This window comes from Streptomyces sp. NBC_00016, assembly GCF_045040885.1.
GTDB lineage: Bacteria > Actinomycetota > Actinomycetes > Streptomycetales > Streptomycetaceae > Streptomyces > Streptomyces coriariae.
Map to the genome: position 1 here is coordinate 9,920,492 of NZ_CP108304.1, position 20,635 is coordinate 9,941,126.

The 20,635-nt window shown below is 75.0% G+C and carries 11 protein-coding genes; 9 read left to right on the forward strand and 2 right to left on the reverse strand.

The window, feature by feature from the left end:
- Nucleotides 1-17 precede the first annotated feature (17 nt).
- The 3 genes from OG933_RS43710 to ccrA are packed head-to-tail and all read left to right on the forward strand — an operon-like array spanning nt 18 to nt 13,718.
- Entirely contained in the window at nt 18-8,615 is an 8,598-nt protein-coding gene (locus OG933_RS43710; protein WP_405633067.1) for an amino acid adenylation domain-containing protein, read from the forward strand.
- Complete coding sequence (locus tag OG933_RS43715) at nt 8,608-12,486, forward strand: type I polyketide synthase (RefSeq protein ID WP_405633069.1); 3,879 nt, start codon at nt 8,608-8,610, stop codon at nt 12,484-12,486. Before OG933_RS43710 ends, OG933_RS43715 begins: the two co-directional genes overlap by 8 nt.
- A gap of 2 nt (nt 12,487-12,488) precedes the next feature.
- A complete protein-coding gene (gene ccrA, locus OG933_RS43720; protein WP_405633710.1) occupies nt 12,489-13,718 on the forward strand; it encodes a crotonyl-CoA carboxylase/reductase in 1,230 nt (409 codons plus the stop codon).
- A 187-nt stretch (nt 13,719-13,905) separates the two neighbouring features.
- Here the strand turns inward: ccrA and OG933_RS43725 are convergent, their stop codons facing one another.
- Both OG933_RS43725 and OG933_RS43730 read right to left on the reverse strand, forming a co-directional pair.
- Entirely contained in the window at nt 13,906-15,384 is a 1,479-nt protein-coding gene (locus OG933_RS43725) for a class I adenylate-forming enzyme family protein (protein WP_405633071.1), read from the reverse strand.
- The gene (locus OG933_RS43730; RefSeq protein ID WP_362534779.1) at nt 15,384-15,638 is read right to left on the reverse strand and encodes an acyl carrier protein; all 255 of its coding nucleotides are present in this window, start codon (nt 15,636-15,638) and stop codon (nt 15,384-15,386) included. Before OG933_RS43730 ends, OG933_RS43725 begins: the two co-directional genes overlap by 1 nt.
- Nucleotides 15,639-15,960: 322 nt before the next feature.
- Between OG933_RS43730 and paaA the strand changes: the two genes are divergently transcribed.
- Genes paaA through OG933_RS43760 form a run of 6 tightly spaced genes read left to right on the forward strand, consistent with a single transcriptional unit; the run spans nt 15,961 to nt 20,594 of the window.
- A complete protein-coding gene (paaA, locus tag OG933_RS43735; protein WP_405633073.1) occupies nt 15,961-17,028 on the forward strand; it encodes a 1,2-phenylacetyl-CoA epoxidase subunit PaaA in 1,068 nt (355 codons plus the stop codon).
- On the forward strand, nt 17,025-17,366 hold the full coding sequence (locus OG933_RS43740) for a 1,2-phenylacetyl-CoA epoxidase subunit B (protein ID WP_362534785.1): 342 nt from the start codon (nt 17,025-17,027) through the stop codon (nt 17,364-17,366). The genes paaA and OG933_RS43740 overlap by 4 nt, the downstream gene beginning before the upstream one ends.
- Complete coding sequence (paaC, locus tag OG933_RS43745; RefSeq protein WP_405633075.1) at nt 17,350-18,150, forward strand: 1,2-phenylacetyl-CoA epoxidase subunit PaaC; 801 nt, start codon at nt 17,350-17,352, stop codon at nt 18,148-18,150. Before OG933_RS43740 ends, paaC begins: the two co-directional genes overlap by 17 nt.
- Complete coding sequence (gene paaD, locus OG933_RS43750; protein WP_020129834.1) at nt 18,147-18,647, forward strand: 1,2-phenylacetyl-CoA epoxidase subunit PaaD; 501 nt, start codon at nt 18,147-18,149, stop codon at nt 18,645-18,647. The genes paaC and paaD overlap by 4 nt, the downstream gene beginning before the upstream one ends.
- Entirely contained in the window at nt 18,644-19,771 is a 1,128-nt protein-coding gene (locus tag OG933_RS43755) for a 2Fe-2S iron-sulfur cluster-binding protein (RefSeq protein WP_405633077.1), read from the forward strand. Before paaD ends, OG933_RS43755 begins: the two co-directional genes overlap by 4 nt.
- A 46-nt stretch (nt 19,772-19,817) precedes the next feature.
- Nucleotides 19,818-20,594 carry an SDR family oxidoreductase gene (locus tag OG933_RS43760; protein WP_405633079.1) on the forward strand — a complete coding sequence of 259 codons (777 nt, stop codon included), beginning with the start codon at nt 19,818-19,820 and terminating at the stop codon, nt 20,592-20,594.
- The last annotated feature ends 41 nt before the right edge of the window (nt 20,595-20,635 follow it).

A 20,635-nucleotide genomic window follows, 5' to 3' on the forward strand; every position in this document is an offset into this window, starting at 1 on the left:
CACGTGAGGGTTGTGCTATGTCACTCCACGAGGAGTCTCTCCCCGAGGACGAACGTCGACCGCTGTCCGGCGCACAGGAAGGCCTCTGGTACGCGCAGCGGCTCGCCCCCGACAGCGCCGCGTACAACACCGCGGAGGCGGTGGAGATCCACGGCGGCCTGGACACCGCTCTGTTCGAGGCGGCGCTGCGCCGCACGGTCGGCGAGGCCGGCACCTTCGCGCTGCGCTTCCTCGACACCGACGACGGCCCCCGCTGCCGACCGGCGCCGGACGCCGACGACTGGCCGCTGCACCGGGTCGACGTGAGCGACGCCGCGGACCCGGAGGCCGCCGCCTGGAAACTGATCCGCGCGGACCTCGCGACCCCGGTGGACACCGACAAGGGCCCGCTGTTCGCGCACACCCTCCTCACCCTCGCCGCCGACCGCCACATCTGGCTGCTGCGGGCCCATCACCTCCTGCTCGACGGCTACAGCTACAAGCTCCTCGGCCGCCGCCTGGCCGACGTCCACAACGCGCTGGCCGAGGGCCGCGACCCCGGCCCCGGCGGCTTCGCGCCCGTCGGCCGGCTGCGGACCGAGGAGGCCGCCTACCTCGCCTCCGAACGCCGTGACCGTGACCGCGACCACTGGACCCGCCGCCTGGCGGACCTGCCGGAACCGGCCCGCCTCACCCGCCGTACGGCCCCGCCGCGCGCCCCGTTCCTGCGCCACACCGTCGAACTCGGTTCCCTGGACGCCGAGGCGCTGTCCGCCGCGGCCGCCGGCCTGGGCATCACCCACGCCGACCTGCTCGCCACCGCTCTCGCCGTCTACCTGCACCGCATGACCGGCACGGATGACCTCGTCCTCGGCATGGCCACCATGAGCCGGCTCGGCAGCGCCGCCCTGCGCACCCCGGGGACCGCCTCCGACGTGCTGCCCCTGCGCGTCACCGCACGACCGGGCACCCCCTTGGCGGAGTTCGCGCGCACGGTGGCCGACGAACTGGCCGCATTACGACGGCACCAGCAGTACCGGGGCGAGTTCATCCGCCGCGACCTCGGCCTCCTCGGCACCGGGCGCCGCCTGCACGGACCCGTGCTGAACATCGTCCCCTTCACCGAGGAACTGGACTTCGCCGGCAGCACGGCGACCTGGCACCACCTGTCGGGCGGCGCCGTGGACGACCTCCAGATCAACGTCCGGCCCGGCACCCGGCCCGGCGCCCTCTGGCTGGCCTTCGACGCCAACCCCCACCTGTACGAGGCGGACGAACTCGCCCTGCACGGTGAGCGGTTCCTCGCGCTGCTGCGGCGGCTGGCGCAGACGGCGCCCACCACCGCGCTCGCCGATCTGGACCTGCTGCTGCCCGGCGAGCACCCGCGCGGCCGGCCGGTACGCGAGTTCCCGGTCACCGGCACGCTCACCGAGCTGTTCGAGCGGCAGGTGCACGCCCGGCCCGGACGGATCGCCGTCACCCACCAGGGCGCACACCTCACCTACGGGCAACTCAATGAAGAGGCCAACCGGTTGGCCCGGCTGCTCGTCGAACGCGGCGCAGGACCGGGCCGGACGGTGGCCCTCGCGCTGCACCGGGGCCCGCGGCTGCTGCCCGCCCTGCTGGCGGTCCTCAAGACCGGAGCCGCCTACCTCCCGCTGGACCCCGCCCACCCGGCCGAACGCCTGCGCCTGGTCATGGCGGACGTGGCGCCCGTCCTCCTGGTCACCGAGGGCGGCCTCGCCGCGGACCTCGGCGGTGACGTCACCACCGTCGTCCTGGACGAGCCCGCCGTCACCGCCGACCTCGCCGCGCGCCCGGCCGCCGACCTGACCGACGCCGACCGCGGCGGACCGACCGGCCCGACGCACATCGCGTACGTCATCCACACCTCCGGCTCCACCGGCCGCCCCAAGGGCGTGCCCGTCCCGCATGCCAACGTGGTCCGGCTGTTCGCCGCGTCGGCCGAGCACTTCGACTTCGGCGCCGACGACGTGTGGACCCTCTTCCACTCCTACTCCTTCGACTTCTCCGTCTGGGAGATCTGGGGCGCCCTGCTGCACGGCGGCAGGCTCGTCGTCGTGCCGTACGCCGTGAGCCGTTCCCCACGGGACTTCCTGCGGCTGCTGCACGACGAGGGCGTCACCGTCCTCAACCAGACACCGTCCGCCTTCGAACAGCTGGTGGACGCCGACGAGGAGCCCACCGCCGGAGCGCTGCGCTACGTCGTGTTCGGCGGGGAGACGCTGCGTCCCGAACGGCTGCGCCCGTGGACCGCCCGGCACGGCCTCGACCGGCCGGCCCTGGTGAACATGTACGGCATCACCGAGACCACTGTGCACGTCACCCACCACCGCCTCACCCCGGACGACCTGACGGACCCCCGCCGGGGCAACGTCGTCGGCACCCCGCTCGCCGACCTGCGCGTGTACCTCCTGGACCCGCAGGGCCGGCCCGTGCCGCCGGGCGCCGTCGGCGAGCTGTACGTCACCGGCGCCGGGGTGACCCCCGGCTATCTGCACCGCCCCGAACTGACCGCCGACCGCTTCCTGGACGACCCCCACGGCCCGCCCGGCAGCCGCATGTACCGCTCGGGCGACCTGGCGCGGCTCCGCGCCGACGGCGCCCTCGACCACCTCGGCCGCGCCGACCGGCAGGTGCAGCTGCGAGGCTTCCGGGTCGAGCCCGGCGAGATCGAGGCCGTCCTCGCCGAGCACCCCGGCATCGCCCGCGCCGCCGTCGTCGTGCGCCGTGCCGACCACGGCGCCGAGCAGCTCGTCGCCTATCTCGTGACCACCGGTGAACGACCGCCCGCCGCGGCCGAGGTGCGCGCCCACGCGGCCGCCCACCTGCCCGAGCACATGGTTCCCGCCGCCTGTGTGCTCATGGACACCCTGCCGCTGACCGCCAACGGCAAGCTGGACACCGACGCGCTGCCCGCGCCCGACCTCACCGGCGCGGCGGCCGGCGCCCGCCCCGCGAGCACCGAACAGGCGCTGGTGTGCGCCCTGTTCGAGGACGTGCTGAAGCTGCCCCGGGACACCGTCGGCATCGACGCCAACTTCTTCGACCTGGGCGGCGACTCGCTGCTCGCCACCCGGCTGCTGGCCCGGCTGCGCCACGGGTCCGGCACCGACGTGCCGATCACCGCCCTGTTCGAAGGTCCGTCGCCCGCCGCCCTCGCCCGGCACCTCGACGGCCGCCCCGGCACGGCTCCCGGCCGGCCCGCTCTCGGCGAGCGGCCCCGCCCGGAGCGCGTCCCGCTGTCCTACGCCCAGGAACGCATGCGGTTCCTGAACCGGCTCGACGGCTCCACGGCGACGTACAACATCCCGCTCGTCGTGCCGCTCGGCGCCGCCGCCGACACCGAGGCGCTGCGTGCCGCGCTGGGCGACCTCGCCGACCGGCACGAGATCCTGCGCACGGTGCTCGCCGACCACGACGGCACGCCGTACCAGCGGATCCTGCCGGCCGGCGGGCCGCGCCCGCCGCTGCCTGCCGTCGACTGCCCCGCCGACGAGATCGGCGCGCACCTGGCCGCCGCCTCCCGCCACCGCTTCGACCTCACCGGCAAACCTCCCCTGCGGGCCTGGCTGTTCGGCACCGGTGAGGACCGGACCCTGCTGCTCGTCCTGCACCACAGCGCCGCCGACGGCTGGTCCCTGCGGCCCCTCGCCGACGACCTGACCACGGCCTACGCGGCACGCCGCGCGGGCACCGCCCCGGCGTGGGACGCGCCCTGCGCGCAGTACGCGGACTACACGCTCTGGCAGCGCGCCCTGCTCGCCCCCGGGCCGGACGGTACGGGACACGCCGAGCGGCTCACCGCGCACTGGCGGCAGGCGCTGGCCGCGGCACCGCAGGAGTGCACCCTGCCCGGCGACCGGCCCCGGCCGACGGCACCGCGCGACGGCGCCCATGTCACCGAGCACGTGCCCGCCGCCCTGCACCGCGACCTCACCGGCCTCGCCGAGCGCGAGGGCAGCAGCCTGTTCATGCTGCTGCACGCCGCCGTCAGCGCCCTGCTCACCCGCTGCGGAGCCGGTGAGGACATCGTGCTGGGCGTCCCCGTCGCCGGGCGCTCCGAACCCGGCCTGGACGATCTGATCGGCCTGGTCACCAACACCCTGGTGCTGCGCGCCGACACCTCGGGCAACCCCGCCTTCCGTGAACTGCTGGCCCGCGTCCGGCCCGGCGACCTGGCCGCGCTCGGCCACCAGGAACTGCCCTTCGACCGGCTGGTCGACGAACTGAACCCGCCCCGCCGGCCCGGCCGGCACCCGCTGTTCCAGGTCATGCTCGCCCTGCAGAACAACGAGCCCGCCGTGCTCCGCCTCGACGGGCACCCGGCGCTGCTGCGGCCCACCGCCACCGGCACCGCCAAGTTCGACCTCTTCGTGGACGTCCTCGAACGGCACACCGCCGACGGCACCCCCGACGGCCTGGACCTGCACATCGAGTACGCCACCGACCTGTACGACCCGTCCACCGCCGAGGAGTTCGCCCGCTCGCTGGGCCGGCTGCTCGCGGCGGTGAGCGCCGACCCGGACGTACGGCTCGGCCGGCTCCCGGCGCCCGCGCCGCGCACACCGGCCGAGGCACCCGGCCCCGACACCACAGGTCTGACCGAGGCCGCCCGGTCCGTGCCCGGCATCCGCGACGCCGTCGCGCTGCCCGCGGCCGACGGCGGACCGCCCCGGCTGTTCGTGGTACCGGGCCGCGCGGAGGCCACCGAGGCCGTCGAACGCCTGCTGGAGCGCACCGGCGCCACGACCGTCGGCGTCACCGCCGTCAGCACCCTGCCCCGCGATGCCGACGGTGCCCTCGACCCGGCCGCCCTCACCGCCCTGCCCGCCGTCGACCGCGCCGCCGCCGGGGCCTGGCAACAGCGCCTCGCCCGCGTCACCGGTGTCGGCGCCGCCGAGGCACGGGTCGAGGACACCCCGCGGGAACTGGCCCGCAGGCACGCCGCCGCCCCGCGCCGCGCCGCACCGGCGTCCGACGGCGGCACCCGTGGGGCGGCCGGGACACGGCCCGCCCTCAGCGAGGGCCCCGAGCAGGCCGAACCCACCGTCGCCACCTGGGCCCAGGCCCTGGTACGGGCCGCCGACCACGCGCGGGGCGACATCGTGCACGTCCACCCCGACGGCAGCGAGACCCGCCGTGACTACGCCTCCCTCGTCCCCGAGGCCTCCCGGGTCCTCGCCGGACTCCGGCGTGCCGGACTGCGCCCCGGCGACCAGGTGATCCTCCAGTGCGACGTCGGTGAGGACTTCCTCGCGGTGCTGTGGGGCTGCATCCTCGGCGGCTTCGTCGCCGTACCGCTCACCGTGCCCGCCTCCTACGACACCCCCTCGGCCGCCCTCACCAAACTGGAGGGCATCTGGCGGATGCTCGGCCGGCCCTGGATCGTCTGCTCGCCCGCGCTGGAGGCGGGCCTGCGCGACCGGATCGGCCACGACGGCGGGTCCGGTCTCCGGCTGACCACGGCCGACGCCCTGCGGGACGCGCCCGAGGACCGCGACTGGTACGCCGCGCAGCCCGACGACCTCATCCTGATGCTGATGACCTCGGGCAGCACCGGCCTGCCCAAGGCCGTCCGGCTGACCCACCGCAACGTGCTGGCCCGCTCCGCCGCCACCGAGGCCATGAACGGACTCGGCGCCGACGACGTGACCCTGAACTGGATCCCGCTCGACCACGTCACCGGCGTCGTCATGTTCCACCTGCGGGACCTCTATCTGGGCTGCCGGCAGATCCACGCGCCCACCTCCTGGATCCTCCAGGACCCGCCGCGCTGGATGGACCTCGCCCACCGGCACCGGGTCAGCGTGACCTGGGCCCCCAACTTCGCCTTCGGGCTGCTCGCCGGACAGGCCCCGCGCTTCGCGGACCGCGACTGGGACCTGACCCCGATGCGGCTGGTGATGAACGCCGGCGAGGTCGTCGTGGCCGCCGCCGCCCGCGGCTTCCTGCACGCGCTGCGGCCCTTCGGACTGCCGCAGGACGTGATGCACCCCGGCTGGGGCATGTCCGAGACCTGCTCGGTGGTCACGGACGCGGTGCTGCCCGCCGAACCGCCCGGCACCGACGAGACGTTCGTCAGCTGCGGCCTGCCCTACCCCGGCTTCGCCATGCGCGTCGTCGGCGAGGACACCACCGTGCTCACCGAGGGCGAGGCCGGCCGACTCCAGGTCCGGGGCACCTCCGTGACCGGCGGCTACCACGACAACCCGGCGGCCAACGCCGAGGCGTTCACCGACGACGGCTGGTTCGACACCGGCGACCTGGCGTTCCTGCGCGACGGCGAGCTGTTCATCACCGGCCGCGCCAAGGACGTCATCATCGTCAACGGCGTCAACCACTACAGCCACGAGATCGAGACCTGCGTCGAGGAACTGCCCGCCGTGGTCCGCAGCTTCACCGCGGCCTGCGCGGTCCGCTCCGACGCGTCCGCCGCCACCGACGAACTCGCCCTGTTCTTCCACCTCGCCCCCGTCCCCGACCGCGCCGCCGCGCTGCGGGAGATCGCGGGCAAGGTCACCCGCGAGATCGGCGTCAGCCCCGCCTTCCTGGTCCCGGTCGGCCCCGGCGACATCCCCAAGACCGAGATCGGCAAGATCCAGCGGACCAAGCTGCGCAAGAGCTTCGAGGCGGGAGACTTCGACGACGCCGTCCGTGAGGCCCACCTGCTGCTGGGCACCGCCGCCACCCTCCCCGACTGGTTCCTGAAGCCCGTGTGGCAGCCGGCCGCCCCACGCGCCCCGCGCGTCCTGCCGCCCGGCCGGCACACCCTGGTCCTGGCCTGCGACGGCCCCGGCACCCACGGCCTCGCCGACCGCCTGGCCCGGGCCCTGCGCGCCGACGGCGTCCGCTGCACCGTCGCCACGGACGGACCGTCCTACGAACGCCTCGACGCCGCCCGCTACCGGATCCGGCCCGCCGAGGACGCCGACCACACGGCGCTGCTGCGGGACCTGGCCGCCGACGAGCGGCCGGTCGACGCCGTCGTCCACCTCACGGCCCCGCACGGCGGCGACGCGGCCCCGGACGAGTCGGCCGCCCGCACCCTGCTGGCGCTCGCCCGGGCGCTCGGCACCCGGCCGGCGGACCTGCTCCACGTGACGGTGGACGCCCAGGCGGTCGGCGCGGGCGAAGCGCCCTCCCCGGCCCAGGCCATGGCCGGCGCGGTCCTGAAGTCGCTGCGGGAGGAGTCACCGGGGCTGCGCTGCGTCCACCTGGACGTCGAACGGGACACCGACCCCGTACCGCTCGTGACGGCGGAGGCCGCGCAGCAGCCCGTGGACACCGAGGTGGCCCACCGCGGCGGCCGGCGTCACGTGCGCCGGCTGGCCCCGCTGCCCGAGGCGCCCGACCGCAAGGAGCCGCCCGCCACCGACGGCTTCCACCTCGTCAGCGGAGGGCTCGGCGGAGTCGGCGGCGCACTGGCCGCCCACCTGCTGGCGACCCCCGGCGCCCGCCTGCTCCTCCTCGGCCGCAGTCCGCTGCCCGAGGACGGCGGAACCCACCAGCGGCTGCGAGAGCTGGGCGACGTGCGCTACGCGTGCGCCGACGTCACCGACGAGGACCAGGTGCGGGCGGCGGTGGACGGGGCCACCGAGGCCTGGGGCGTCCCCCTGACATCGGTCTGGCATCTGGCCGGCGCACTCGTGGAGCGGCCCGTCGGCGACCTGGACCCGGACGCCTGGCGCTCGGCGCTGGACGCCAAGGCGCACGGCGCCTGGACCCTGCACCGGGTCAGCGCCGACCATCCGGTGACCTCGTTCGTGCTGTTCTCCTCCGTCAACGGCTGGTTCGGCGGCGCCATGAACACCGCCTACGCCGCGGCCAACGCCTACCTCGACGCGCTCGCCCTGCACCGCCGCGCCCGGGGCCTGCCCGCGCAGAGCCTGGCCTGGAGCATGTGGCACGAGCGGGGCATGAGCAGCGGCTACGGTCTCACCGCCCTCACCGAGGCACGCGGCTACCGGGTACTGGACGCGGCCGCCGCACTGCGCTCCCTCGATCTCGCCCGCACCCTGGACGAACCCCATCTGCTGATCGGCGCCGACCGCACCGCCCCCTGGGTCCGCAGCCATGTCGCCGAACCGGCCCGGCAGGTACGGCGGCTCGCCGCCCGCGTCGCGCTGGAGGACGGCGCCGACCTCGGCGCCCTGCACCGGGCGGCTGCCGACGCCGCGGGCGTCGCCCCATGGGTGCTGCGCGCCGCCGGCAGCGCCGAACGGCCGGAGGCCGCCGACGACACCGGGGGACGGATCCACGCCCTGGAACAGCGGCTCGCCGAGCTGTGGTGCGGGGTGCTGCACCGCGACCGGGTCGGCCGGGACGAGAACTTCTTCGACCTGGGCGGCAACTCCCTGCTCCTGGTCGGCGCGCAGAGCGCCGTCAACCAGGAGTTCGGCTGCGAGCTGACCGTGGTCGACCTGTTCGCGCACCCCACCGTGCGCGACCTGGCCCGCCACCTCGTCGGCCGTACGACGGCCCCCGGGGCCCCGACGGACGGCGCCGGGGATCCGCCGAGCGGGCTGGACCGGGCGAAGGAACAGGCACGACGGCAGCGCGCGGCCCGGGCCCGCCGCTCCGCACCGAACGGAAAGGGCCAAGGCCATGCATGAGACCAACGGGCCGCTGGACACACCGGAGGAGGACCTGCCGGCCGTCGCCGTCATCGGCATGGCCGGCCGGTTTCCCGGCGCCGACGACCTCGACGCGTTCTGGGACAACCTGGCCGCGGGCCGCGAAGCCGTACGACCCGTCACCGACGAGGAGTTCCTGGCCGCCGGCGGCGACCCGCGCGACCTGGACGACCCGTCGCTGATCCGCATGGCCTCCGTCGTCGAGGGCATCGACCGCTTCGACTCCGGATTCTTCGGCTACCTGCCCGCCGACGCCGCCGTGGTCGACCCCCAGCAGCGCCTGCTGCTGGAGAGCGCCTACCACGCCCTGGAGAACGCGGGCTGCCTCGCGCCCGGCACCGATCACGGCACCTTCGGCGTGTACGCGGGCGCCGGCGACAGCCGGTACTACCCCGCCCACGTCCACCCCCGCCACGCCGGACAGCCCGGCTCCGTCGAGCTGGTGCACGCGGCCACCGCCAACTCCCTGGGCACCCTCGCCCCCCGCATCTCCTACGAACTGGGCCTGACCGGCCCCAGCGTGTCCCTCCAGACGGCCTGCTCCACCGCGCTCGTCGCCGTGCACACCGCCTGCCAGGACCTGCTCGACCACCGCTGCGACACCGCCCTCGCCGCCGCCGTCTCCCTCAACCCCTCGGCGGCGCTCGGCTACCGGCACGTACCCGACGGGCCCTTCTCGCCCGACGGACACTGCCGGGCGTTCGCCGCGGACGCCGCCGGCACCTCCTCCGGGGACGGCGTCGGCGCGGTCGTCCTCAAACGGCTGGCGGACGCCCTGGCCGACGGCGACCGCGTCCGGGCCGTGATCCGGGGCAGTGCCGTCAACAACGACGGACGGCGCAAGGTCGGCTTCAGCGCGCCCAGTTCCGCCGGACAGACCGAGGTCGTGCTGGCCGCGCAGGCCCAGGCGATGGTGGACGCCGACAGCATCGGCCTGGTCGAGGCGCACGGCACCGCGACGCGCCTCGGCGACCCCATCGAGGTGGCCGCGCTCACCGAGGCGTTCCGGGAGTCCACCCGACGGCGCGGTTACTGCGCGCTGGGCTCGGTGAAGACCAACATCGGCCATCTGGGCGCGGCGGCCGGCATCGCCGGGCTCATCAAGGCGGTCCTCGCCCTGGAACACCGGCAGATCCCGCCCAGCCTGCACTTCGACCGGCCCAACCCGCTCATCGACTTCGCGGCCGGACCGTTCCGCGTCCCCACCGCGCTGGAGGACTGGCCCGCCGCCGGCCACCCCCGGCGGGCCGCGGTCAGCGCCTTCGGGATCGGCGGCACCAACGCCCACGTCGTCCTGGAGGAGGCCCCCGCTCCCGCGCCCGTACCGCCGCGCGCCCCCGAGGACGGCGGCCGCCTGGTGCTGCCGCTGTCCGCCCGGACCGCCGGCGCCCTGCGCGGCCAGGCCGAGACGCTCGCCCGCCACCTGGAACGCCGCCCGGGCCTGCGCCTGGACGACGTGGCGCACACGCTGCGCACCCACCGCCCCGCCCTGCGCCACCGCCTGACCGTCAGCGCCGCCTCCCGCGAGGAGGCCCTGTCCGCCCTGCGGGCCGCCGCCCCCGACACCCCGGCCGTGCCGGACGAACCCGCCCGGGTGGCGTTCCTGCTGCCGGGCGGCGGCACCCAGTACCCGGGCATGGGCGCCGAGCTGTACCGCGACAGGGACGTCTACCGCGACACCGTGGACGAGTGCGCCCGCATCCTGCGCCCCGTCCTCGGCACCGACCTGCGCACCTCCCTCTTCGAGGGCGCACCGGCCGACCACACCGCCACCTTCCTGGGCCTGGTCGTCACCGAGTACGCCCTCGCGCGCACCCTGATGGCCGCCGGGGTCCGCCCCGACGCGCTCATCGGCCACTCCCTGGGTGAGTACACGGCCGCCTGCCTGGCCGGGGTCATCGACCTCGCGGACATGCTGCCCCTGGTCACCGAACGGATCCGGCTGATCAGCGGGGCGGGCGGAGCGACCGTCGGTGTGGCGGCCCCGGCCGAGGAGGTACTGCCGCTGCTCGACGAGGAGTTGTCCCTGGCCGCGGTGAACGGGCCCGCCGCCTGCACCGTCGCCGGGTACGAGGAGGCCGTGGCCCGCTTCGAGCGGGAACTCGCCCGCCGGGACCTCCCGTTCCGCCGGGTGCGGATACCGGCCGCCGCCCACTCCCACGTCCTGGACCCGGTGCTGGAGACGTACGAGCGGCACCTGCGCGGCGTCACCCTGCGCCCGCCCCGCATCCCGTTCGTCACCAGCGTCACCGGCACCTGGATCACCGACGCCCAGGCGACCTCGGTCCGGCACTGGCGCGACCACACCCGCCGCACCGTGCGGTTCACCGACGCCATCACGGCCCTGTGGGAGCGCGGGCGCCCGGTCCTGGTGGAGATCGGACCGGCGGACACCCTGACCGGACTGGCCGCCGCCCAGCTGGACCCGGACACACCGGTGACGGTCACCACCATGCGGCACGCCAAGGCCGACGCCCGCGACGGCTTCGTCCTCGCCGAGGCGCTGGGCCGGCTGTGGAGCGCCGGTGCGGACACCGCGCTCCCGCCGGTGCCGGGCACGCCGCGGCCGGTGCCGCTGCCGCCGTACGCCTTCGAACGGCACCGGCACTGGATCGACGCCCCCGGCGCCCGCTCCACCGCGTCCGACACCCCGGACACGGTCCAGGACGAGCCGCACCTCGCGCCCCGGCCCCGGCTCACCACCGAGGCCGTGCCGCCGCGCACCGAGCGGGAACAGGCCGTCGTCCGGCTGTGGGAGCGGACCCTCGGCATCGGCGGCATCGGCGTCCACGACAACTTCTTCGACCTCGGCGGCGACTCCATGCGGGCCGTCCTGCTGGCGGGCCGGCTCCGCCGGGCCGGGGTGCTCGACGTGCCCGCCGCCACCCTGCTGGCCGCGCCGACCGTCGCCGGTGTCCTCGCCGCCACCGAGGACACCGACGACCAGCGGTCCGGCGGCACCGCGAACGCCCTCGCCCCTCTGCTGCCGCTGCGCCGCGAGGGCGGCGCCGCACCACTGTTCTGCGTTCACCCGGGCGCCGGCGTCTCCTGGCGCTACACCGGCCTGCTGCCCCACCTCGGCGGCGACCAGCCGGTGTACGGCATCCAGGCCGCCGGTCTCGACGGCACCCGGCCGCCCGCACCCGACGCCCCGGCCATGGTCGCCTCCTACGTCGATCTGGTCCGCGAGGTCCAGCCGCACGGCCCCTACCGGCTGCTGGGCTGGTCGTACGGCGGCTTCGTCGCCCACGCGATGGCCTGCGCGCTCCAGGAACAGGGGGAGCGGGTGGAACTGCTGGCCATGCTGGACGCCCCGCAGCCGTACGCGAGCGCGTACGACGCCGGGACGGCCGAGCGCCAGGTGGCGGCCCTGCTGATGCGGGTGGCCGGCCTGCCCGTGCCCCCGGACGGCGGCCCGCCCGCGGTGGCGACCGTCCTGGACCTCATCGACGCCAAGGTCACGGCGGATCCCGCCGGTTCTCCGGTCGACCGCGCGCAGGCCGCCGCCGTCGCCGACGTCATGCGCAACAACCTGCGCCTCGCCCCCCGGTTCGAGCCCGGTGTCTTCCACGGGGACGTCCTGTTCTTCAGCGCCGACGACGAACCGGCGACGGACTTCACCGGCGACCTCGCCGTACAGCCCGGCAAGGCGGACGCCTGGCGTGCCCACGTGCGCGGCACCCTGCACGACCACCGCGTGCCGTGCGGGCACTACGAGATGACCGAACCCGAGCCCCTCGCCCTGATCGGCACGGCGGTTGCCAAGGCACTGCGCGGCACCGCCGATCCCACCGCGCCCGTACCCGCTACGCCCCCCGGGGGCCCCGACCGTCCAGGAGACCCCGCATGACCGTGACCGCACCCCAGGACCTCTACGAACTCGGTGACGCGCCCGAACCGGGCACCGTGCCACGGAAGATGTACGCCTCGCTGATCCGCCGGGAGCGCTACGGGCAGCCCGTCGACGCGTTCCGCACCGAGGTGGTCGACGTCCCACCGGTCCGCCGTGGCCAGGTGCTGGTCAAGGTGATGGCGGCGGGCGTCAACTACAACAACGTATGGGCGGCGCTGGGGAAGCCGCTCGACGTGATCGCCGCCCGGCAGAAGGCCGGTGCGGTCGAGGACTTCCACATCGGCGGCTCCGACCTGTCGGGCGTCGTGTGGGCCGTCGGAGAGGACGTCAGGGGCGTTCGGCTCGGGGACGAGGTCGTCGTGCTCGCCAGCCGCTGGGACGAGTCGGCCGAGGACATCCGCCTGGGCGGTGACCCGGCCGCGTCCGTCAGCCAGCGGGTGTGGGGCTATGAGGAGAACTACGGCTCCTTCGCCCAGTTCGCTGTCGTGGACGACTACATGTGCCACCCCAAGCCCGCCCGGCTGTCCTGGGCGGCCGCCGCCTGCTACATGGCGACCGCGGCCACCGCCTACCGGCAGTTGTTCGGCTGGGACCCGCACACCGTCCGGCCCGGCGACCCGGTGCTGATCTGGGGCGGTGCCGGTGGCCTGGGCAGCATCGCCATCCAGCTCGTCCGGCACGTCGGCGGCATCCCGGTCGCCGTCGTCTCCAGCGAGGAACGCGGCGCGTTCTGCATGCGGCTCGGCGCCGAGGGCTGGATCGACCGGCGCGACTTCGACCACTGGGGCCGGATGCCCGATACCTCCGACGACGCCGCGATGAGCCGCTGGCTGTCCGGGGCGCGGGCCTTCGGGCGGCGCTTCTGGGACGTGCTCGGCGAGCGGCGCAGCCCCCGGATCGTGCTGGAGCACTCCGGCGCCGACACCATCCCCACCTCCGTCTATCTGTGCGACAACGCGGGCATGGTCGTCATCTGCGGCGGCACCACCGGCTACAACGGCGACGTCGACCTGCGGTTCCTGTGGATGCGGCAGAAGCGGCTCCAGGGCTCGCACGCCGCCTGCGCCCGCGAGGCCCGTGAGATCACCCGGCTGATCGACCAGGGTGTCGTCGACCCGTGCCTGTCCCGGACCTTCGGTTTCGAGGAGATCGGCCTGGCCCACCAACTCATCCACGAGAACCGTCACCCGATGGGGAACATGGCGGTCCTGGTCAACGCGTCGGAGTAGAGCGTGCGGTGGCCGGGCCGTCCGACGGCCGGCCCGGCCACCGCCCCTGCGACCGAAGACCCGCGGTCCGGCGCGGCACGGTGAGCCGGCCCGCGAGGGACTCGACACCGGCCGGGCCCGGCCACCGGGGGAACGGTGGCGGGGCCCGGTGCCGGCGGTCGGGGAGGCCGCGGGGAGGCGCGTGCCCTCAGGTCCGCAGCAGCTTCTTGACGATCTTCCCGGCGGGGTTGCGGGGCACCTGCTCGATGAACTCCACTCGCCGCGGCCTCTTGTAGGGGGCGAGCAACCCCGAGATGTGGCCCAGCAGTTCCCGGGCGCCGGTGTCCGGCTCGGCCACCACGTACGCCAGCGGCACCTCGCCGTAGTCCTCGTCCGCCATCCCGACGACCGCCGCGTCCCGCACCGCCGGGTGGCTCATCAGGGCGCGCTCGATCTCCGAGGGGTAGACGTTCTGGCCGGCCCGGATGATGACGTCCTTGGTGCGGTCCACGAGGTGGATGCGTCCCGCCGCGTCCACGAACCCCAGGTCCCCGGTCCTGATCCACCCGTCGAGGTCGATCTCCCGGGTGGCCTGCGGATCGTTCCAGTAGCCCTGCATCACACCGGGTCCGCGCACCACGATCTCGCCGATCTCGCCGCGCGGCGACTCCGTCCCGTCCGAGCCCACCGCGCGGGCGGACATACCCGGGATCACGCGACCGCAGGGGATGCGCGCGGTGGCGTCCCCGGGCGCGGGGTGCTCGTCGGGGCCGAGGGTGACGAACGGGCCGCCGACCTCCGTCATGCCGTACACCTGCCGGAAGCCGCAGCCGAGGCGCCGTACGGCCTCCTCGTACACGTCGAGGGGCATGGGGGCGGCGCCGTACAGGATCTCCCGGAGCGTGGACAGGTCGGTGCGGTCCGCGCCCTTGGCCTGGAGCATGAAGCGCACCATCTGCGGGACCATCCACATGTGGGTCGCCCGGTGCCGTTCCACCGCGGCCAGCGCCCGCTGCGGGGTGAAGCCCGGCATGAGCACGATGGTGGCGCCCGTCGCCATGTAGGTCAGGGACACCACCATGCTGCCGTGGTACAGCGGGCAGCAGTTGACCATCACGATGTCGTCGGTGGGCCGGGCCTGCACCAGCCAGCCCAGGGCGATGGCGCGGAACGAGGCGCCGTCGACCGTGACGCCCTTGGCCCGCCCGGTGGTCGCCGAGGTGTGCAGCACGGCCACCGGATCGGTGTCGGCCACGGGCGGCAGCTCCCGCCGTGCCGCCACACTGCCCAGTGCCTCGAAGGCCGGCTTGTCGAACGCCATCGTGATCCGCACCGAGGCGGGGAACTCCGGCTGGCGGTCGAGCAGTTCGGACTCGCCGAACACGGCGACCGCGCCGACGCGTGCCACGATGTCGGCGACCTCGGGCACGGCCAGGCTGTGGTTCAGCGGTACGAACAGCGCGCCGAGGCGGGCGAGCGCGAAGTAGGTCTCCAGCACCTCGATCCGGTCCTTGGAGAGCACGGCGACACGGTCACCGTGCTCGATTCCCAGCTCCGCGAATCCCCGCGCGAGTTCGAGCGTACGGTCGTCGAGACCGGCCCAGGTGACCGCGCGCCGCTCGTCGACCAGTGCCGTCCGCCCGGGAAAGCACTGCCGGTTGCGTTCCAGCAGCTGCGTGAGCCACATCAGGCACCGCCACCGGCACCGGCAGCGGACCGCTCGGCCACGAAACGCTCGTAGTCGGCGATCGTCTGCAGCTTCTCCATGTCGTCTGCGGTGATCTCCACTCCGGCCCGCTGCTCGACCAGCAGCACCAGCCGTACCAGGTCCCCGGAGTCGATGCCGCTCGCGGCGAGGTCGAGGTCGTCACCGACCCGCCCGGCGTCGGCGAACTCCTCCGTGCCGGTCAGCTCGACCAGCAACTCCCTGACGGTGCTCATGGTTACCCCTTTCGCCCGGCAGGCCGACCGCCGAGCGGATCGCGTCCTTCGCCTGTCACCCGAACAAGAGGCCCCCGCGCCGAACCGCAATCCCCGCACCCCCGCGTGACGTTTGTCACGCGCCCCATCCGGCACGCCGGGGGATTGCGGGCCTCCCGCACGGCCTCTTTCCCAGACGGAGGCCGCGCCCGATCCACCGGGCGAGGCGGACGCAACGGCGCCCGGGAAGCACCGAAGGAGTGATGCCAGTGCCCAGGCGAGGGGTCCGGTCCAGGGGCGTGTACGTCCCCGCCCCGGCGCGGATCGGCCGGGGAGGCGCGGCATGAGCGCGGTAGGGCCCGCCGACACCGCGGCCGCCGGCGAGGACGAACCGACGGCGAGGTTCGAGGCGCTCGTCGGCGCCGGTGAGGCCGTCGAACCGCGCGACTGGATGCCCGACGGCTACCGCCGCATGGTGCTCCGGCAGCTCGCGCAGCACGCCCACTCCGAGATCATCGGCATGCAGCCGGAGGGCGCCTGGCTCACCCGGGCGCCCTCCCTGCACCGCAAGTCGGTGCTCATCGCCAAGGTCCAGGACGAGGCCGGCCACGGCCTGTACCTGTACTCCGCCGCCGAGACGCTGGGCGTGGACCGCGCCGACCTGCTGGACGCCCTGCACCAGGGCCGCCAGCGCGCCTCGGCGACTTTCGACCACCCCGCGCTGACCTGGGCCGACACCGGCACCATCGCCTGGCTGACGGACGGCGCCGCCGTCATCAACCAGGCCCCGCTGTGCCGTACTTCGTACGGACCCTACGCACGGGCCATGCGGCGCGTCTGCCAGGAGGAGGCCTTCCACGTACGGCAGGGCTACGACCTGATGCGCGCCCTGTGCGAGGGGACACCGGCACAGAAGGCGATGGCGCAGGACGCGGTGGACCGCTGGTGGCTGCCGGCCGTGGCGCTGATGTTCGGCCCGCCCGACACCGAGGCGGGCGGCGCCGACGCGCGCACCGCGGCGGTCGGTGCCGCGGTCTCGCGCCGCGCCATGGCCTGGGGCATCAAGCGGCACACCAACGACGAACTGCGCGCGCGTTTCGTCGACAGCTGCGTCCCGCAGGCCGAACGTCTCGGCCTGACCCTGCCCGACCCGGCGATCCGCTGGAACGAGGAACGCGGCCACTACGACTTCACCCCGGTCGACTGGGACGTCTACCGGCGCGCGCTGGGCGAGGACACGCACTGGGCCCGGCAGCGCGTCGCCCACCGGCGCGCGGCGCACGAGGACGGCGCCTGGGTACGGGAGGCCGCCGCCGCGTACGCCGCCCGCACCCGGGACCGCGACGGGGCGGCCGGCCAGGACGCCGGTGCGCACGGGCACGGGCACGACCGCACGGAGGTACGGGCATGAGCGGCGGGCAGTCGGAAGGCGCCCCGGCGGCGCGGCCGGAGGGCGTCCCCGCGTCCTGGGAGGTCTTCCTGCGGCCCCGGCGCGGACTCTCCCACCAGCACGTGGGCTCGGTACGCGCCTACGACCCGGACACCGCCCTGCTCAGGGCGCGTGACCTCTACACCCGCCGGGGCGACCCGCTGTCGCTGTGGGTGGTCCGCTCGGACGCGGTGCACACCGCCTCCCCGGACGAACGCGACCCGTACTTCGCCAACGCGCGGCACAAGCCGTACCGGTACCCCCAGCAGTTCGTGCCGCTGACGACCGAGAGGAGCCCCGAAGGTGGCCACGACGACTGAGCGGGCGGCCGCCACCGAGGCGGACGGCCGCACCGACCCCCGGCTCGCCGTCCAGCTGCTGCGCCTCGGCGACGACGCCCTCGTCCTCGGCCAGCGGCTGTGCCAGTGGATCACCCGGGCCCCCACCATCGAGGAGGACCTGGCGCTGTCCAACATCGCCCTCGACCTCGTCGGCCAGGCCCGGCTGTTGCTCACCCTCGCCGGACGCCTCGACGGCACCGGACGCGACGAGGACGACCTCGCCTTCGCCCGGACCGACCGCGAGTTCACCAACGCTCTGCTCACCGAGCTGCCCAACGGCGACTTCGCGGCCACCGTCGCCCGGCAACTCGTCTACACCCACTACGCCGTGGCGTACTACGGGGCGCTCGGCGGCTGCGCGGACCCCGAACTGGCCGCGTTCGGACAGCGGGCCGCCAAGGAGATCGCCTTCCACCGGATGCACGCCGACACCTGGACCGAACGCCTCGGCCTCGGGACCGCCGAGAGCGCCCGCCGCATGCAGGAGGGCCTCGATCACGTGTGGCCGTACACGGCGGAACTCTTCGACGAGGACGACCCGGTACGCGACCTCGCCGCCGCCGGAACGGCCCCCTCGCCCGCCCCGCTGCGCTCGGGATGGGAGCGGAGCACGACAGAGGTGATCACCCGGGCCGGACTCACCGTGCCGTCCCCCCGCTGGCGGGCCCGGGGCGGCCGTGCGGGCCTGCACACCGAGGAGTTCGCGTCCCTGGTCGCCGAACTCCAGTCGGTGCGCCGCCAGTTCCCCGGAGGTACCTGGTGAACGGCGGCACGGCCCTCGCGGCATCGGAGGTCCGCGCCCGGGTGGAGGCGGTGCCGGACCCGGAGCTGCCCTTCCTCGCCCTCGGCGACCTCGGAGTGATCGGCTCGGTCGGCCCTGCTGCCGACGGACGTCTCGAGGTGGAGTTCACCCCCACCTACCTGGGCTGCCCGGCACTGGCCGCCATGGCCTCCTCGATCCGCGACGTCCTGACGGACTGCGGCCACCCCGACGCCCGGGTACGGCAGGTGCTGTCCCCGGTGTGGACGACGGACCGCATCACCGCGGCCGGCCGCGCCAAGCTCGCCGCCCACGGCATCGCCCCGCCCACGCCCGCACCGGGGGACGGCCCGGTCCTCGTCCGGCTCACCGGGGTGCCCTGTCCGCACTGCGGTTCCCGAGCCACCCGGCCGCACAGTGCGTTCGGCCCCACCCGCTGCCAGTCGATGCTGCGCTGCACCGCCTGCCGCGAGCTGTTCCCCCACCTGAGCGCGCTATGACGACGCGTCCGAACCCCGTCCTCGCGACCGACGGCGCCCGTCGGCGCACAGGCTGGCACCGGCTCCCGGTCACCGCCGTCCAGCACCTCACCGGCGACGCCGTCGCCGTCACCCTGGACGTACCGGACCCCCTGCGCGCCACCTTCGCGCACCGGCCCGGCGAGCACGTCGTCGTCCGGCACCGCCGCTCGGGCGAGGAACTGCGCCGCAGCTACTCGGTGTGCCCGCCGCCCGAGGCGCCCGGCGCGCTGCGGCTGGTGATCAAGCGGGGCGCCCCGGACGGCTTCGGCGCGTACGCGCTGACCCGTCTGGCACCCGGCGACCGCCTCGAACTCTCCGCGCCCGCCGGGGCCTTCGCCCTGCCCGAGCTGCCCGGAGCCCAACACGTGCTGATCGCGGGCGGCTCAGGCATCACCCCGCTCGCGGCCATGGCCGCGAGCGCGCTGCGCACGGACCCCACCTGCCGGGTCCATCTCGTCCACTCGGCGCCCACGGCCGCGGACGCCCTGCTCGCCGACGAACTCGCCCTGCTCAAGGACGCGTTCGTCGACCGGTTCACCGTGCTGCACATACTGACCCGCGAAGGACGCCCGCCCCTGGGCGGCCGGATCGATGCCGAGCGCCTGCCGCGGCTGCTCGCCGCGCTGGACATCCGGCCGGGCCCGGACACCACCTTCGCCCTGTGCGGTCCGGCCGGTCTCATCGCCACCGTCCGGCGGGCGCTGACGGACGCGGGAGCCGACCCGGCCCTGGTCCGCTCCGAACTGTTCGCCCTCGGCGACACCCCGCCGCTCCCGCCCGTACCCGGCACCCCACCCGTACCCGGCGCGCCGCGCATCCCTGAGGGCACCCGGGTCACCGCCCTCTACGACGGCCACCGCCGGGTCGTCACCGCCGGGCCGCGGGACCCCGCGCTCCTCGACGCGCTGCTGCGCGACCACCCGGACGTGCCGTACGCCTGCCGCGAGGGCATCTGCGGCAGCTGCCGTGCCAAGGTCCTCACCGGCGAGGTCGCGACCGGCCCCCAGTACGCCCTCGACGCCGGGCAACTGGCCGCCGGCTACACGCTCACCTGCCGCGCCAGGCCCCTCGGCAGCGAGGTCACCGTCGACTTCGACGCATGACGGCACCCGCCCCGGCCACCACCCACCCCAGCAGAAGGAGAACGCGATGACCACCCCCCTGCGGCACGCGGGCAGGACCGCTCTGGTCACCGGCGGCAGCCGCGGCATCGGCCGGGCCGTCGCCCGCCGGCTGGCCGGCGAGGGCGCCCTCGTGGCCGTCCACTACGGACACGACCACGAGGCGGCCGAGCGCACCGTCAAGGAGATCGAGACCGACGGCGGACGCGCCTTCCCGGTCCACGCCGAACTGGGCGTGCCCGGTGACGCCGACACCCTGTGGACGGCCTTCGACCACGCCCTCGCCGGGCAGGACGCCGCACCCGGCCTGGACATCCTCGTCAACAACGCCGGCATCACCGTCCCGCGCCGGATCGCGGACGTCACCGAGGACGACTACGACCGGGCGTTCGCGATCAACACCAGGGCGCCGTTCTTCATCATCCAGCGCGGTCTGGACCGGCTGCGCGACGGCAGCCGGATCGTGAACGTCTCCTCGGTCGCCACGCGCGTCGCCTTTCCGCCGATCATCGCCTACACCATGACCAAGGCCGCCCTCGACTACCTCACCCTGGCCCTCGCCCAGGAGTTGGGACCGCGGGGCATCACGGTGAACAGCGTCGCGCCCGGCTACACCGAGACGGAGATCAACCCGACGCTCGCCGTCCCGGAGATCCGCCAGAGGTGCGAGGCGGCCTCCGTGTTCGGACGGCTCGGCGCCCCCGCGGACATCGCCGACGTCGTCTCCTTCGTGGCGAGCGACGACGCCCGCTGGGTGACCGGCCAGTGGATCGACGCCTCCGGCGGAGTCCACCTCGGCCCGTGAGCCCCGCGCCCGTCCCGCCGCGCCGCCCGCGGCAGCAACAG